Origin of the sequence: uncultured Algoriphagus sp. (assembly GCF_963974835.1) — a bacterium.
Classification (GTDB): Bacteria; Bacteroidota; Bacteroidia; order Cytophagales; family Cyclobacteriaceae; genus Algoriphagus.
The window spans coordinates 1-12,969 of record NZ_CAXBET010000020.1 but is presented as its reverse complement, the minus strand read 5'-3'; the positions used below and the strand labels follow the sequence as shown (position 1 = coordinate 12,969).

Sequence of the window (12,969 nt, the reverse complement as noted above, 5' to 3'; positions counted from 1 at the left end):
AAACTAAAGCAATCCTTAATCCCCAATCAGCGATTCCCATGGAACGATTACTAGAAAAGCATTTTCCCATTCTTAGTGTAGAACAGGACTGTATCATATCCAAAATGGGAGATATCACTATCGCCTATGAGGCTATCCTTCCTGAAATATTTACGCTCAGTAACCGGGATTATGAAACATTTCATCAGGCCTGGGTCAAAGCAATTAAAACCCTTCCTAAAAACAGTATTCTCCATAAACAGGATTGGTTTACAGAATGCAGTCATCAGGCAAATTTCAGCAAAGACAAACAGAGTTTTCTGAACAGAAGCAGCGAGCATTTTTTTCACGAAAGACCCTTTCTAGATCATTCCTGTTACCTGTTTCTTACCCTAAAACCCAAAAACAGAAAGCTATCCAGCAGTATGTTATCCACCTTACTCCGCTCTCATATTATACCTGAAGAGCTGAACTTAGCCCAGGCACTTCCCAATTTCTTGGATGCATGCGGACAGTTTGAACGTATCCTAACTGATAGCGGATTTGTTGGCCTCAGCAGGTTGAAAGAGGATTCGCTATGTAGCAACGCCACCCAGGTGGGAGTTTTGGAAAAATATTGCAGTTTGGAAGGGGATAAAAAAGCTAACTGGATATCAGATATCAGTTTCAAACCCAGCTTACAGATAGGAAATAAATCCTGCAGACTCTTCAGTCTTAGCGAGCCGGATGATCTCCCTATGCTATGTGGCAGCCGTATCAATTACGATAAATACAGCACCGACACCAGCAAATTCAGTGTTGGATTTGTTTCCACCTTAGGCCAGTTGCTCCCCTGCAACCATATCTACAATCAGTACATTTTTACCTGTGACACCCAGAAAACTCTCAAAGAGCTTGAGTCCAAACGGCTACGGCTTCAATCCCTGGCCAACTATAGCAGGGAAAATGCCATAGCACGGGATTCAACTAACGATTTCCTCAATGAAGCCATCAGCCAGCAACGGATTCCTATCAAGGCACATTTCAATATTCTGGCTTGGACTGAAGACCCAAATCAACTTCCAGAAATCAAAAAGAAGGTAAGTTCCGCCTTTTCCCAAATGGACGCCTCTGTAAAGGAGGAAACCGTCGGAGCACCACAACTCTTTTGGGCAGGAATACCCGGAAACAGCGCTGATTTCCCCATAAATGATAGTTTTGACACATTTATCGAACAGGCAAGTTGCTTCCTCAATTTGGAAACGGGCTACCGAAGTTCTATTAGTCCCTTTGGCATCCGGTTGGGTGACCGCCAAACAGGAAGGCCAATTCATGTGGATCTCTCAGATGAACCTGTGAAAAGAGGCATCTGTACCAACCGAAACAAATTCATCCTCGGCCCTAGTGGTTCAGGTAAGTCCTTTTTCACCAACCACCTGATCCGAAGTTATTACGAGCAAGGCACCCATGTGGTCTTGGTGGATGTGGGACATTCCTACAAAGGCTTATGCGATATGGTCAAGGGCTACTATTTTACCTATGATGAGAAAAAACCTATCCGCTTCAACCCATTCTTCATCGCTAAAGAAGATCAACTGGACACAGAAAAGAAAGAAAGCATCAAAACCCTCCTGCTTGCCCTTTGGAAAAAAGACAATGAGACGTTCAGACGCAGTGAATACGTTGCCCTTTCTAATGCATTAAAAGGCTACTACGAAAAGTTGCATATCAACCCTAGCCTATTCCCCTGCTTCAATAGTTTTTATGATTACCTGCAATCGGACTTTCAGGATACACTCACATCCGAACAGGTTAAGGAAAAGGATTTTGACATTGGAAATTTCCTCTATGTACTGCGCCCCTATTACAAAGGAGGAGAATTCGATTACCTCTTAAACGCCACCGAAAATCTTGACTTGCTTCAGGAACGCTTCATCGTCTTTGAGTTGGACAATATCAAAGATCATCCCATCCTCTTCCCCGTGGTGACTATCATTATCATGGAAGTTTTTATCAACAAAATGCGCAAGCTCAAAGGCATTCGCAAACTGATTCTGATCGAAGAGGCATGGAAAGCCATTGCCAAGGAAGGTATGGCCGAATACATCAAATACCTGTTCAAAACTGTCCGAAAATTCTATGGAGAAGCCATAGTGGTCACTCAGGAAGTAGAGGACATTATCAGCTCTCCTGTGGTAAAGCAGGCAATTATCAACAACAGTGACTGTAAAATCCTACTCGATCAGTCCAAATACCAAAACAAGTTTGACCAGATACAGCAACTCCTTGGACTTACCGATAAGGAACGGGCTATGGTGCTTTCTGTGAATAAAGCAAATGACCCAAAACGCAAGTACAAGGAAGTATTTATCAGTCTGGGAGGCACACTTTCCAAAGTGTATCGGACCGAAGTGTCCAAAGAAGAATACCTGGCTTATACCACCGAGGAAACAGAAAAGATAAGAGTCATGGAATACGCTGAACGCTTCGGCTCCATCCAAAAGGGAATTGCAGCCCTTTGTGCTGAATCAACTACTTAACCCTCAATACTAAACCATTCACTTATGAAGAACTACAAAAGCATACTCAGTAGAAGCCTGATTCTGACCCTGCTGTGCTCCTTCCTTACACTATCCCCAAGGCAGAGTGAAGCAGCAGTTCCGTTGGCCATCCTTGAAATCATCAAAGCCGGTGTGAAGAAAGTCATTGTTGCCATGGATCTGAAGATCCAACGCGAGCAAAACAAAGTGCTCTGGATGCAGAATGCCCAAAAGGTTCTGGAAAACACGCTATCCAAACTCAAGCTGGAACAAATCGCCAATTGGACCGAAAAACAGCGGGAGTTATACCAGAAGTATTTCAACGAATTGCAGACTGTCAAATCAGCCATTTCAGGATTTCAGCGGATCAAAGATATCTCCCAGAAGCAGGCCCTGATCGTATCAGAATACAAAAAAGTCTGGGCAGTCATCCAGCAGGACGGGCATTTCACCCTATCGGAAAAAGAATACATGGCTAGGGTCTATGCTGGCATTTTGGTAACCACGGTGGAAAACCTGGACCAGATGGCCCTCTTGGTCAAATCCTTTACCCTACAGATGAGTGAAGGGGAACGACTCGCTCTGATCAATGAAACCGCAAATAGGGTGGACCAAAACTATCAGGATCTCATTGCTTTCAACCTTAGCAACGGGCAGCTCAGTCTGCAACGGGCTGAAAACACCAAGGAGATCAACCAGATTCAATACCTCTACGGAATCACCCGCTAAAGCAGCACCCAATTAAACTCCAAAAACATGAAACGACTGATTCTCATTTTCTATCTGGCAAGCATTTCCCTGCCTTCCCATGCCCAAACTTGGAATGAATGGTGGAAGCAGAAAGATACCCAAAAGAAGTATTTGGCAGAGCAGCTCATTGCCTTGAAAGCCTATGGAGCGGTACTCAAAGAAGGCTATGAAGTAGCATCCAAAGGATTGGGTTTGGTGCATACCATTCAGAACGGTGATTACGCACAGCATGAAACTTATTTCAGCTCATTTTCTGCAGTCAATCCACAGGTCAAAAACCATCCACAGGCAATGGAAACAGTCGCCCTTTATTCAAAAACCAGGCAACTGACACTGCAGATTCCGAGCAGGCTATTTCTGGAAAACCGGTTTACAGCTTCAGAAGAAAAAACCATCCGGCATGTGCTTCAGTCCATTGCTACTGACTGCGATGATATACTGGCTGAGCTCCAAACCCTGCTGGAGAAGGATCATTTGAATCTCAGTGATTCTGACCGGATGGACCAACTCAACCAAATCCATAAACAGATGCAGGAAGCCCATAGCTATACCATCCGGTTTTACCAGAACTGCCATAATCTAAGCCTTTCCCGGCAGCATGAATCCCGGGCAATCGAACATCAGAAAAGTCTATTTCTCCCATTCCAAGACTAAGCCAGCAATGAAACCATTCCTAATTTTCTTACTTCCGATATACCTGTCACTTGGACTTCAGAACTCCAATGCCCAGGCCGACGAGGCTGCCCAGCTCCTGCTCAACGTCACCAAACTCGAACAGCTCAAGCAGATCCTTTCAGATCTGGAAAAAGGGTACACCACCCTGAGGACAGGCTATTCCCAGATTGAAAACCTGGCATCGGGAAACTTCAACTTGCATGAAACCTTCCTCAATAATCTCCTTCAGGTCAGTCCTGCTGTCAAAAACTACCACAAAACAGCAGAAATCATCGGCTATCAGTTAAAGCTGGTCAGGGATTACAAACGGGCATTTTCCGACTTCAAGGCATCAGACCAGTTTACAGTAAATGAAATATCCTACATGTCCCAGGTTTATGGAAATCTATTTAAAAAGAGCCTGCAACAGCTGGATGAATTGACGCTGGTTTTGACTGCCGGAAAACTTCGAATGTCCGATGAAGAACGGCTGGAAGCCATAGATCGCATCCATCTGGATATCCAGGACAAGCTGATATTCCTGACCGCATTCAACCAGGAAACCCAGCTACTGGCTATCAGCCGATCCACGGTCAAGCAGGAGCTGGATGGAATCTGGAACCTCTACCAAAAAAGCGACAATTAAGCCTACCATGCATCATGAAAGCACTTCTTAAATCCATCACTATCATTCTATTCTCCTTCCTTATTCCACTGACTTCCCATGCCCAGGTGGGCTATGACAGGGGACTGCATGGAGTATTGGAAGAGCTATATACCGAAATGATGCCGCTGTGCAGCCAGTTGATCAGCGTGGCACAGGGAATAGCTGGGTTTGGTGCCTTATGGTATATCGCCTCCAGAGTCTGGCGGTCTATTGCCAATGCGGAACCCGTCGATTTCTACCCGCTGTTCCGCCCCTTTGTCATTGGCTTTTGCATTCTTCTTTTCCCCTCAGTTTTATCCCTGATCAACGGGGTTATGAACCCAACCGTCACCGCCACAGCAGCCATGGTGGACAATTCCAATCTGGCAATCGAGAATCTGTTAAAACACAAAGAAGAGCTTGTCAAAGGAACCATTCAGGGAGTGATGTTCCGCAACAATCACCACGAAGGAGATTATGAAAAATGGCTCAAATATACCGAAGGATTACCTGAGGGAAGTGATTCAGGTAAATCCTGGTGGGAATCCCTCAGCAGCAAATTAGAATTTGAAGGTGCAAAATGGAGTTTCAACTTCAATCACTGGATCAAGCAAGCTCTTGCAGAAATTTTACAACTGCTCTTTGAAGCAGCAGCGCTTTGTATCAATACCTTGAGAACCTTTCAACTGATTGTTCTATCTATTCTAGGACCATTGGTTTTTGGTCTATCCGTCTATGACGGCTTCCATCACACATTGACTGTCTGGCTAGCCAGATACATCAACATTTACCTCTGGCTACCTGTGGCGAATATCTTCGGTGCTATCATCAGCACTATACAGGAAAAAATGCTGGTGCTGGACATAGGACAAATCGAAAGCACTGGGGACACCTTCTTTTCAGCCACAGATACAGGATATCTGATCTTTTTGGTGATCGGTATCATCGGCTATTTCTCAGTCCCATCCGTAGCCAACTACATTGTCCATGCTGCATCAGGCGGAGCACTTCCTCATAAAGCATCCAGCTTTTTCACCCAAGGTGCAATCAGCACAGTTTCTATGGCTGGAACCGCAGCTGGAATGGCTACCAAAGGATCTAGCATGTCCACAGATTCCTATGGGGATAAGGCAGGAAGAATGAACCAATCCATGGCCTCCCGTGGCACCTCTTCCGGTTATTTCAAGGAGGATAGCGATTATCAATCCGGAAAACTTAAAGGCAACTCTTAATTCTACGACCCATGTTTACCAAACCAAAAAATATCGATACTGCCTTCCGTCAAATCCGGCTGTTCACATTGGCTGTAATCATCGGATGCCTACTCTTTTCCGGGTTTACCCTTTACCAAAGCCAGCAACTGACTGCCGGATTGCAGCAAAAGGTATATATCCTGGCCAATGGGAAAGTTCTGGAAGCTTTGTTGACTGACAGAAGAGACAACCTTTCTGTTGAGGCCAAAGACCATATTTCAACTTTCCACCGGTATTTCTTCACGCTGGACCCCGATGATATTGTAATCAAAGCCAATACTACCAAAGCCCTTTACTTGGCTGATGCTTCCGCTAAAAGGCAATACGATAACCTGCGGGAAAGCAATTACTACTCCAACATCATTGCAGGAAATATCAGCCAGGAAATCCAGACTGACAGTGTGCAGGTGGACCTAGAGGAAACCCCTTACTATTTCAGGTACTACGGCAAGCAGGTTCTTACCAGAACCGGATCCATTGTCACCAGGCAACTGATCACAGAAGGCTACTTAAGAACTGTCTCCAGAAGCGGGCACAATCCCCATGGATTCCTCATTGAAAACTGGACTACCCTTGAAAATTATGACATCCAAATCCAAACACGATAGTTATGAACCATTCAAACAACCAAAAATTCCGGCAAAAGCGACAGCAGCTGCTCATGATCCCAATCCTGACTGTGCCCTTCCTGACCCTGACCTTTTGGGCATTGGGAGGAGGCAAAAATCCGGGTGATTTACCTGTTGGCGAAAAGCAGAAAGGCTTTAATCTGGAGCTTCCAGGAATAACAGAAGCAGGGGAAAAATCCCTTGATAAAATGGGGCATTACCAGCGCTCCTATACCGACTCCAGCCGATACTTTCAGGAAGTCAAAAAAGACCCTTATTACAGGATGGCATTCAATGCCGAAACAGAAAAGGGGACCAATCCATCACTGGAATCACAAGAGATAGAACCTAGATCTAATCAACACCTTTCCAATAACCTGTACAGTGATACCCAGGAAGAATTGATACTGGAAAGACTGGAAGCACTCAACAAAACCCTTTCTGAAAGTCCTGAACCCGTGACTACAGCAGCTGCTTATCCTGATGAAGTCAGTACTGCTTCAATGCAATCAAACTCAGGATTGGATGCGGATCTGGACCGGCTGGATCAAATGATGCAGCAGATGCAGAGTACAAACGCTCAGCCAGATCCCGAATTTCAGCATATGGCAGAACTGCTGGACAAGATTCTCGACATCCAGCATCCAGAGCGGGTGCAGCAACGGGCTGAAGCAGAACGAAAAGCAACTTTATCAGATCAAACCCCAGTCATTTCACCAGTTTCCAACCCCCAATCCACAAGTCTGCATAACTCATCACCGAATGAAATTCAAAATGAAAGCCTAGCCCAAAACGGCTTCTTTGGATTGGAAACCAATGAAACAGAACCCAAGGTCTCCCAATCAATCCAGGCGGTAATCCATGAAGAACAGACACTGGCTTCCGGAGAAACGGTCAGGTTGCGGTTAACCCAAGAAACCAACATCGCAGGCAACTTACTCCCCAAAGACCAGCTGGTGTATGGGATAGCTTCTTTGAACGGAGACCGGCTGAAGATTTCCATCCGCCATATCCGGCTATCCGATGCTATTATTCCAGTAGATCTCCGCATCCATGATGCCGACGGCATGGAAGGAATACGGATTCCCGGTTCCATTTCCCAGGAAGTCAGCACACAATCAGGAAGTCAGGCCTTACAGGGACTGGGCTTTAGCAGCTTTGACAATTCCCTTGAAGCCCAAGCTACCAGTGCAGGAATCGAAACCGCAAAAAGCTTTCTGGGCAAAAAGATCAGACAGGTCAAAGTAAATCTCAAAGCAGGCTATCAGGTCTGGATTGTTGAAAACAAGTAATTATTCCCCGACCCCTTAAATCTAATCACATGAAAATTACCCATCTCATTCTATTTGCAGCTTTGGTTCTGCTTACTACTGTTGATTTAAAAGCACAGGGTATTTCCAGAGGTTCCTCACAGACCATTCCTGCCTCCCAGCTCCAAATCAGCGATCAGATGACCACCAACCTGATTTTTCCCTATGCAATAAAAAGCGTGGACCGGGGAAACCGGAACATTCTGGTCCAGAAAGCCAGTGCTGTTGAAAACATCCTACAGGTCAAAGCTGAAAACAGTGAATTGCAGAACAGCAATCTTACGGTAATAACTGAGGACGGCAGCTTCTATTCCTTTGCGGTGGAGTACCAAGAAGTCCCGCAAAAGCTCAATCTGAGAATCCTGCAAACAGGTAATTCAGACTTGGCAGATTTTGGGAATCAGATTCAGGCAGAATCTGAACTGGCAGAGACAGCAAGAAAAGTTGCCACAAAAAACAGGTCCATGCCCGCCCTCCGCCAGCGGAGGTTTTTGACAGGGGTTGCTCTGACCGGAATTTACATTGAAAAGGACCTGCTCTACTTTCAGCTCAGGCTGGAAAACCAGACCAATATCACCTACGACATCGAGCAGTTTCGACTGTTTATCCTGGACAATAGGCAAAGCAAACGCAGCGCATCCCAGGAGCTGGAACAGTCTCCACTCTTGGTTTATGGGAATGCAGAGCGCATCCCTGCCCAATCCACCCAAGTTTTGGTTGTTGTACTACCCAAATTCACCATTCCTGATCAAAAGCACCTGAAAATTGAACTGATGGAACAAAACGGAGGACGTCATCTGCAGATCAAAGTAAAAAACCGATACCTGATGAACGCCATGCAGGTGGACTAGATATCAAGCAAATTCAACACATTTCACATACCTAAACTTTAACCACAAAACACAAAAACCATGAACGAGCAAAATTTTGATTACCTCAAAAACCAGGTCAAGTACAGCGGGTTCGGAGATTCGCTGGAAGCGCCCCTGAAGGAACAGATCCAAAAAGGAGAACCTGATTTCTCGCTTAAACATCAGGCTGATTTCGGAGGAGATACGGTCAATGCCAATCTCCACTTCAGAAAATCAGCCATGACAGATATGTATTTCTTCAACAAGTACGATCTGAGCCTCACCAAATCAGGGCAGGATGAACCTGCCATCAACCAGACTTTTTACATCGGAAAGGACAACAACATCACCCTCAAAGAGGGCTATAATCTCTTGGATGGAAGGGCAGTCAACAAGGACCTGGTCAACAAGGAGCAGGAAAAATACAATGCCTGGGTGCAGTTGGACTTTAAGGAAACCGATAATCAGGGAAACTTTAAACTCAAGCAGTTCCATGAAAATTATGGTTTTGACCTGAATAAAGCGCTGGAAAAACACCCGATCAAGGAGCTTAATAACCCTGAGGATCTATCCAGGCTGCAGGATTCACTTAAAAAAGGAAACCGCCAATCGGTCACATTCCAACTGGAAGGCGGTGAGCAAAAACGCTTTATAGAAGCAAGTCCCCAATTCAAGAACCTCAACGTGTATGACTCCAACCAGATGAGGACTTCAGAATCACAGAAAGAAAACGCCTCAGCATACCAGTCTAAATCCGAGAAAAAGGATGTCGCTGAGGAGTCGGATGATTTACCCTCGAAGAAAACTAGAAAAAGAAAAAGTGCAGGAATAGCCGGTTGATTCACCCCAAGATGGAGCAGATAAAAAAAGCACTGGAGAACTTTATGTCCGGGATTGATAAAGATCCAAGGATCAGTCTGTCCCATATCGGGCTGTTCTCCGTGCTGCTCCATGTACGGGAAGAATTTGATGGTGAAGAACCCTTTCCCATCAAGCGGGACGAGCTGATGAAATCAGCCAAAATATCCAGCACAGCCACATACTTTAAGATCATCCGCCAACTCCACGAATACGGCTACATACACTACCTGCCTACTTTCAACCGGATGAGTCAAAGCAAAGTAAGCCTATCCTCCAAAGAAGAAACTGTCCAAAACTAAATCTAGACCATCTAAAAACAGAAAACCATGGAAACTATCACCAAAGAAGATCTGGAAACTCTACGCTTTCAGCTGTTTGCCGACCTGAAAGAACTGCTAGAAAAACAGGATGAACCCCAAACGGACAGCAAGGAATGGCTAAGAAGTAGGGATGTCAAAAAAATGCTGAGCATCTCCGATGCAGCCTTGCAGAACTTACGCATCCGCGGAGTAGTGCATCCTGTCAAAATCTCGGGGCTATATTACTACAAAAGCGAAGAGCTGAAATCACTTTTCAAACAATAAATCTGCGACTTATGACAGCTCTCAAAATGGAATATTGGGTGGAAAAGATCGTTAAAGAAAAAGGACTGCAGCCAAGTCGGATTTCAGTTTATTTGGCGATTCTCCAACTCTGGAAAGAACAGAAACACAGTAATCCTTTTCAGATATCGCGACGAAAGATCATGAAACTTTCAGGGATAAAAAGTATCGTAACGTATCATAGCTGCATTAGTGAGTTAAAAGACCGTGGGATGGTGGATTATCGGCCTTCCTATCACCCGAAACTTGGGAGTGAGGTCAAGCTAAAACCAATGTAAACATTTTAGCTGTTTCAAATGAAATTACTTCAAAGTAATAAAGACCAACTTATCCCTCCTTGAATTTCAAACTTTCTATGAGGTCTGTAAAATATTGCGGACTCCAGATTGATAATGATGAATCATCTTGGATAAATCGGATTACATCTTCCCGAATACCAGTAAAGTCTACGCTTCGGATTTTGTCTCTTAAAAGTTCTAAAACCTGCTCTTTTGTAATTGATTTTCCCTGCCAATCGCCCGTGTCTATTGCCCTAAGTAGAAAATGGGAAAGATCTAAAGGAACTCCCTTTTTGATATACCATTCCAGATCATACCAATCCCTCCCCTTCACTCTTTTTTGCCATTTTCTGAAAAGCAATGCATGCATTTTGCCTGCAAATAAACTTGGAGGCGTAAAACATTTAACATAGAAAGAAAATGGGCGCAACAGCAATTTCTCCTCAGTTTCAAAACCTAAAGGTGGAAGTCTGTCAACTTCCAATTTAATCTTTATACTAGGCATCAATTTAACACCTGATTGGGGGATGATACCTTCCAATACCAACTCTTTCCAAACAGTTGCGGATTTGAGAAAAGCGGAATCTATACTTGACTCTTTCTGCTTTTTCTTTTCAGCAATTGTGACCTTCATCCCAAGAGCGTCAAATTCCGTGATAATAGCTTCAAAGTAAATATCCAGTGAAAATTCAGGATCAACTTCCAACAGTGAAAAGTCAAGATCTTCAGAAAATCTTTCCAGTCCATAAAAAATCCGTAATGCCGTTCCTCCATAAAATGCGGCTTTCTCAAAAAAACCCGCACGCTGCAGTCCTGCCAAAGCTACCTCCTGCATGATTTCACGTAAAGCTGAGAATGCCTCATCCTGTGATTTGGGATCATATTCGGCTAGCCACTCCTTTATCATAAATTTCGGATTGTTTTGATGAGCATGAGTAGGCTGTTTTGTTTTGGAGCATCAGAAATCCAGGTTTCGATCACATCTACTTTCAAACCTCGAATTATGTCTTCGTCAATTCTTATGTCCTCTGTTAAAAATCCCATTGCTTGTTTTATACTTCTCAAATTCAGTCTACTTGTCATAACAATTTTGTCACAAATAGCCTTTTCAGGTGATGCAATCATCACTGCCTGCTTTGGAGTAACATCAACCGTTCTGATACCAAAAGAATAATAAGGCAACGAAGTGCGCTTATAGCTAAATCTCCCAAGTTCAGTCTTGAATGTCTTAGTAGGTTTAACTGTCACTGAAGTGGTTTCATAGACCCGTTCAGGTATAAATCCCCAGTATGAAAGGGCTGATTCCATAGAAACATAACTTGGCCCCCACAGGTGATTTGCAATAAGAAGGGATTCAGGCAACAACAGTTTACTTTTTGGCCCTGGAACATACAAGCCATTTTTCAAACCAATCAGCCATCTGGCCTTTATCAATTCAGATATTTTATCATTAGGCCGCTTATAGTTCTTCAATAGCGACAAAATAACCTGCCTCGTTAGTGGTTCTTCTTGGTACTCAGATAAAAGATCTTTAAACTCCATACTGTCACAATATAGCTCAAGAATCGGAAATAATCCGATTATTTAATAAAAATTTGACAATAACTAAAGCCATCTTGTTTAATTAGATTAACACGGGTTTTATCCAGATTCTCATGATCATAACCATCCAGTAACTCAAGCCCCATAGCAAATTGATTGAGCCACTCCAAGTTTTGATCCAGGGCCTTTTGCTCAATTGCCCGGCTTAACATCCTGATTCAGTCTTTCAAGTTCTGGACTACTTGTTGCTCCTGAGAAAGTCTCTGTTCATTAATTGCATAGCCCTGAACGAGGAAATCTTTAATTCGTTGGGTTACCCATTGACGGAATTGTGTGCCTCTTTTGGAATAAACTCGGTAATCGACGGCGACTATTATATCCAAGTTATGCCTCATTGTAGGACGCTGACCGCATATTCAGACACATATGATTTTCCCGAAACTCACGGCAAATGCTGAAAACCAAAAGAGGCTGAATATTTGCCAACGCCACAAGCTTAAAAAAAGAATTTGAAAAAAAAATTTGGCGACCACCCCCTGACCTGACACATCTTTGTAGCGTAATTAATATTAATCATTAAAAACGTAAAACAATGAAACGACAAATTGAAGTATTTACAGCCGGGTGTCCGGTATGTGAACCAACTGTAAAAACAGTAAAAGAAATGGCTTGCGACTCTTGTGAAGTAACCGTTTACGACCTTGTTAAACAATGTGACGACAAAGTCTGTATTGAAAAAATGAAAGAGTATAATATTACTTCCCTACCAGCGATTGCAGTTAATGGAAAATTACTTGCTTGCTGTCAGAGCAGAGGCGTAAGTAAGGAAGAATTAGCAGCAGCAGGTATCGGTAAAGCTATTTAATTTATTAACCATTACCACCCAACTTGCAAATAATGGAGTCTGGGTGGTTTTTAACTTAATTAATATGTTGCCAAGAGATTTGACAAAAGATCTTAAAGACCGACTAAATAGCATTAAAGGTCAGGTTGTAGGAATAATAAAAATGCTTGACGAAAGCAATGACCCTGCCCAAATATTAAACCAGTTTAAAGCGATCAACTGCAAAAAACGATGAAGTTGACCCCCGGCTGACGATTTAAACTGACCCCTCG

General features: G+C 43.7%; 18 protein-coding genes. 14 read left to right on the top strand and 4 right to left on the bottom strand.

The features are described 5' to 3' along the window. The first annotated feature begins 38 nt into the window (after positions 1-38). The 12 genes from AACZ73_RS21715 to AACZ73_RS21660 are packed head-to-tail and all read left to right on the top strand — an operon-like array spanning position 39 to position 10,311. Positions 39-2,498 (top strand): TraG family conjugative transposon ATPase, encoded by a 2,460-nt coding sequence (locus AACZ73_RS21715; RefSeq protein ID WP_339880978.1) that lies wholly within the window; start codon positions 39-41, stop codon positions 2,496-2,498. Positions 2,499-2,522: 24 nt separating this feature from the next. After that, on the top strand, positions 2,523-3,227 hold the full coding sequence (locus AACZ73_RS21710) for a conjugal transfer protein TraI (protein ID WP_339880977.1): 705 nt from the start codon (positions 2,523-2,525) through the stop codon (positions 3,225-3,227). Positions 3,228-3,254: 27 nt separating this feature from the next. Beyond that, complete coding sequence (locus AACZ73_RS21705; protein WP_339880976.1) at positions 3,255-3,902, top strand: hypothetical protein; 648 nt, start codon at positions 3,255-3,257, stop codon at positions 3,900-3,902. 7 nt (positions 3,903-3,909) lie between these two features. Continuing rightward, entirely contained in the window at positions 3,910-4,548 is a 639-nt protein-coding gene (locus tag AACZ73_RS21700) for a TerB family tellurite resistance protein (protein ID WP_339880975.1), read from the top strand. 14 nt (positions 4,549-4,562) lie between these two features. Then, positions 4,563-5,780, top strand: coding sequence for a conjugative transposon protein TraJ (gene traJ / locus AACZ73_RS21695; RefSeq protein ID WP_339880974.1), 1,218 nt, complete (start codon positions 4,563-4,565; stop codon positions 5,778-5,780). 11 nt (positions 5,781-5,791) lie between these two features. Then, positions 5,792-6,409, top strand: a complete 618-nt coding sequence (gene traK, locus AACZ73_RS21690) for a conjugative transposon protein TraK (RefSeq protein ID WP_339880973.1) — start codon at positions 5,792-5,794, stop codon at positions 6,407-6,409. 2 nt (positions 6,410-6,411) lie between these two features. After that, the gene (gene traM, locus AACZ73_RS21685) at positions 6,412-7,701 is read left to right on the top strand and encodes a conjugative transposon protein TraM (RefSeq protein WP_339880972.1); all 1,290 of its coding nucleotides are present in this window, start codon (positions 6,412-6,414) and stop codon (positions 7,699-7,701) included. A gap of 29 nt (positions 7,702-7,730) precedes the next feature. Continuing rightward, positions 7,731-8,570: a conjugative transposon protein TraN gene (gene traN, locus AACZ73_RS21680; RefSeq protein ID WP_339880971.1), complete on the top strand. Its 840-nt coding sequence runs from the start codon at positions 7,731-7,733 to the stop codon at positions 8,568-8,570. 60 nt (positions 8,571-8,630) lie between these two features. After that, on the top strand, positions 8,631-9,410 hold the full coding sequence (locus AACZ73_RS21675) for a hypothetical protein (protein WP_339880970.1): 780 nt from the start codon (positions 8,631-8,633) through the stop codon (positions 9,408-9,410). A gap of 11 nt (positions 9,411-9,421) precedes the next feature. Continuing rightward, positions 9,422-9,730: a hypothetical protein gene (locus AACZ73_RS21670; RefSeq protein ID WP_339880969.1), complete on the top strand. Its 309-nt coding sequence runs from the start codon at positions 9,422-9,424 to the stop codon at positions 9,728-9,730. Positions 9,731-9,757: 27 nt separating this feature from the next. After that, a complete protein-coding gene (locus AACZ73_RS21665) occupies positions 9,758-10,015 on the top strand; it encodes a DNA-binding protein (protein WP_339870262.1) in 258 nt (85 codons plus the stop codon). An 11-nt stretch (positions 10,016-10,026) separates the two neighbouring features. Then, positions 10,027-10,311, top strand: a complete 285-nt coding sequence (locus AACZ73_RS21660) for a hypothetical protein (RefSeq protein WP_339870263.1) — start codon at positions 10,027-10,029, stop codon at positions 10,309-10,311. Positions 10,312-10,360: 49 nt separating this feature from the next. On the opposite strand, the gene AACZ73_RS21655 is transcribed toward AACZ73_RS21660, so the two are convergent. From AACZ73_RS21655 to rhuM, 4 genes are read right to left on the bottom strand one after another with little or no spacing between them, the layout of a single operon-like run. Then, on the bottom strand, positions 10,361-11,218 hold the full coding sequence (locus AACZ73_RS21655; protein ID WP_339880968.1) for a nucleotidyl transferase AbiEii/AbiGii toxin family protein: 858 nt from the start codon (positions 11,216-11,218) through the stop codon (positions 10,361-10,363). Next, positions 11,215-11,853, bottom strand: a complete 639-nt coding sequence (locus AACZ73_RS21650; RefSeq protein WP_339880967.1) for a hypothetical protein — start codon at positions 11,851-11,853, stop codon at positions 11,215-11,217. The genes AACZ73_RS21655 and AACZ73_RS21650 overlap by 4 nt, the downstream gene beginning before the upstream one ends. A gap of 38 nt (positions 11,854-11,891) precedes the next feature. After that, on the bottom strand, positions 11,892-12,065 hold the full coding sequence (locus AACZ73_RS21645) for a hypothetical protein (protein WP_339870266.1): 174 nt from the start codon (positions 12,063-12,065) through the stop codon (positions 11,892-11,894). Positions 12,066-12,071: 6 nt separating this feature from the next. Beyond that, on the bottom strand, positions 12,072-12,248 hold the full coding sequence (gene rhuM, locus AACZ73_RS21640) for a RhuM family protein (RefSeq protein WP_233753811.1): 177 nt from the start codon (positions 12,246-12,248) through the stop codon (positions 12,072-12,074). Between the two features lie 197 nt (positions 12,249-12,445). On the opposite strand from rhuM, the gene AACZ73_RS21635 reads away from it, so the two are divergent. Beyond that, positions 12,446-12,718 (top strand): thioredoxin family protein, encoded by a 273-nt coding sequence (locus AACZ73_RS21635; RefSeq protein WP_233753812.1) that lies wholly within the window; start codon positions 12,446-12,448, stop codon positions 12,716-12,718. 64 nt (positions 12,719-12,782) lie between these two features. Then, the gene (locus AACZ73_RS21630) at positions 12,783-12,932 is read left to right on the top strand and encodes a metal-sensing transcriptional repressor (protein WP_339880966.1); all 150 of its coding nucleotides are present in this window, start codon (positions 12,783-12,785) and stop codon (positions 12,930-12,932) included. The last annotated feature ends 37 nt before the right edge of the window (positions 12,933-12,969 follow it).

Bases quoted from the DNA above. Each gene is read 5' to 3' on its own strand.
- AACZ73_RS21715 (WP_339880978.1), top strand. From the start codon at position 39: ATGGAACGATTACTAGAAAAGCATTTTCCCATTCTTAGTGTAGAACAG.
- AACZ73_RS21710 (WP_339880977.1), top strand. From the start codon at position 2,523: ATGAAGAACTACAAAAGCATACTCAGTAGAAGCCTGATTCTGACCCTG.
- AACZ73_RS21705 (WP_339880976.1), top strand. From the start codon at position 3,255: ATGAAACGACTGATTCTCATTTTCTATCTGGCAAGCATTTCCCTGCCT.
- AACZ73_RS21700 (WP_339880975.1), top strand. From the start codon at position 3,910: ATGAAACCATTCCTAATTTTCTTACTTCCGATATACCTGTCACTTGGA.
- traJ (WP_339880974.1), top strand. From the start codon at position 4,563: ATGAAAGCACTTCTTAAATCCATCACTATCATTCTATTCTCCTTCCTT.
- traK (WP_339880973.1), top strand. From the start codon at position 5,792: ATGTTTACCAAACCAAAAAATATCGATACTGCCTTCCGTCAAATCCGG.
- traM (WP_339880972.1), top strand. From the start codon at position 6,412: ATGAACCATTCAAACAACCAAAAATTCCGGCAAAAGCGACAGCAGCTG.
- traN (WP_339880971.1), top strand. From the start codon at position 7,731: ATGAAAATTACCCATCTCATTCTATTTGCAGCTTTGGTTCTGCTTACT.
- AACZ73_RS21675 (WP_339880970.1), top strand. From the start codon at position 8,631: ATGAACGAGCAAAATTTTGATTACCTCAAAAACCAGGTCAAGTACAGC.
- AACZ73_RS21670 (WP_339880969.1), top strand. From the start codon at position 9,422: ATGGAGCAGATAAAAAAAGCACTGGAGAACTTTATGTCCGGGATTGAT.
- AACZ73_RS21665 (WP_339870262.1), top strand. From the start codon at position 9,758: ATGGAAACTATCACCAAAGAAGATCTGGAAACTCTACGCTTTCAGCTG.
- AACZ73_RS21660 (WP_339870263.1), top strand. From the start codon at position 10,027: ATGACAGCTCTCAAAATGGAATATTGGGTGGAAAAGATCGTTAAAGAA.
- AACZ73_RS21655 (WP_339880968.1), bottom strand. From the start codon at position 11,218: ATGATAAAGGAGTGGCTAGCCGAATATGATCCCAAATCACAGGATGAG.
- AACZ73_RS21650 (WP_339880967.1), bottom strand. From the start codon at position 11,853: ATGGAGTTTAAAGATCTTTTATCTGAGTACCAAGAAGAACCACTAACG.
- AACZ73_RS21645 (WP_339870266.1), bottom strand. From the start codon at position 12,065: ATGTTAAGCCGGGCAATTGAGCAAAAGGCCCTGGATCAAAACTTGGAG.
- rhuM (WP_233753811.1), bottom strand. From the start codon at position 12,248: ATGAGGCATAACTTGGATATAATAGTCGCCGTCGATTACCGAGTTTAT.
- AACZ73_RS21635 (WP_233753812.1), top strand. From the start codon at position 12,446: ATGAAACGACAAATTGAAGTATTTACAGCCGGGTGTCCGGTATGTGAA.
- AACZ73_RS21630 (WP_339880966.1), top strand. From the start codon at position 12,783: ATGTTGCCAAGAGATTTGACAAAAGATCTTAAAGACCGACTAAATAGC.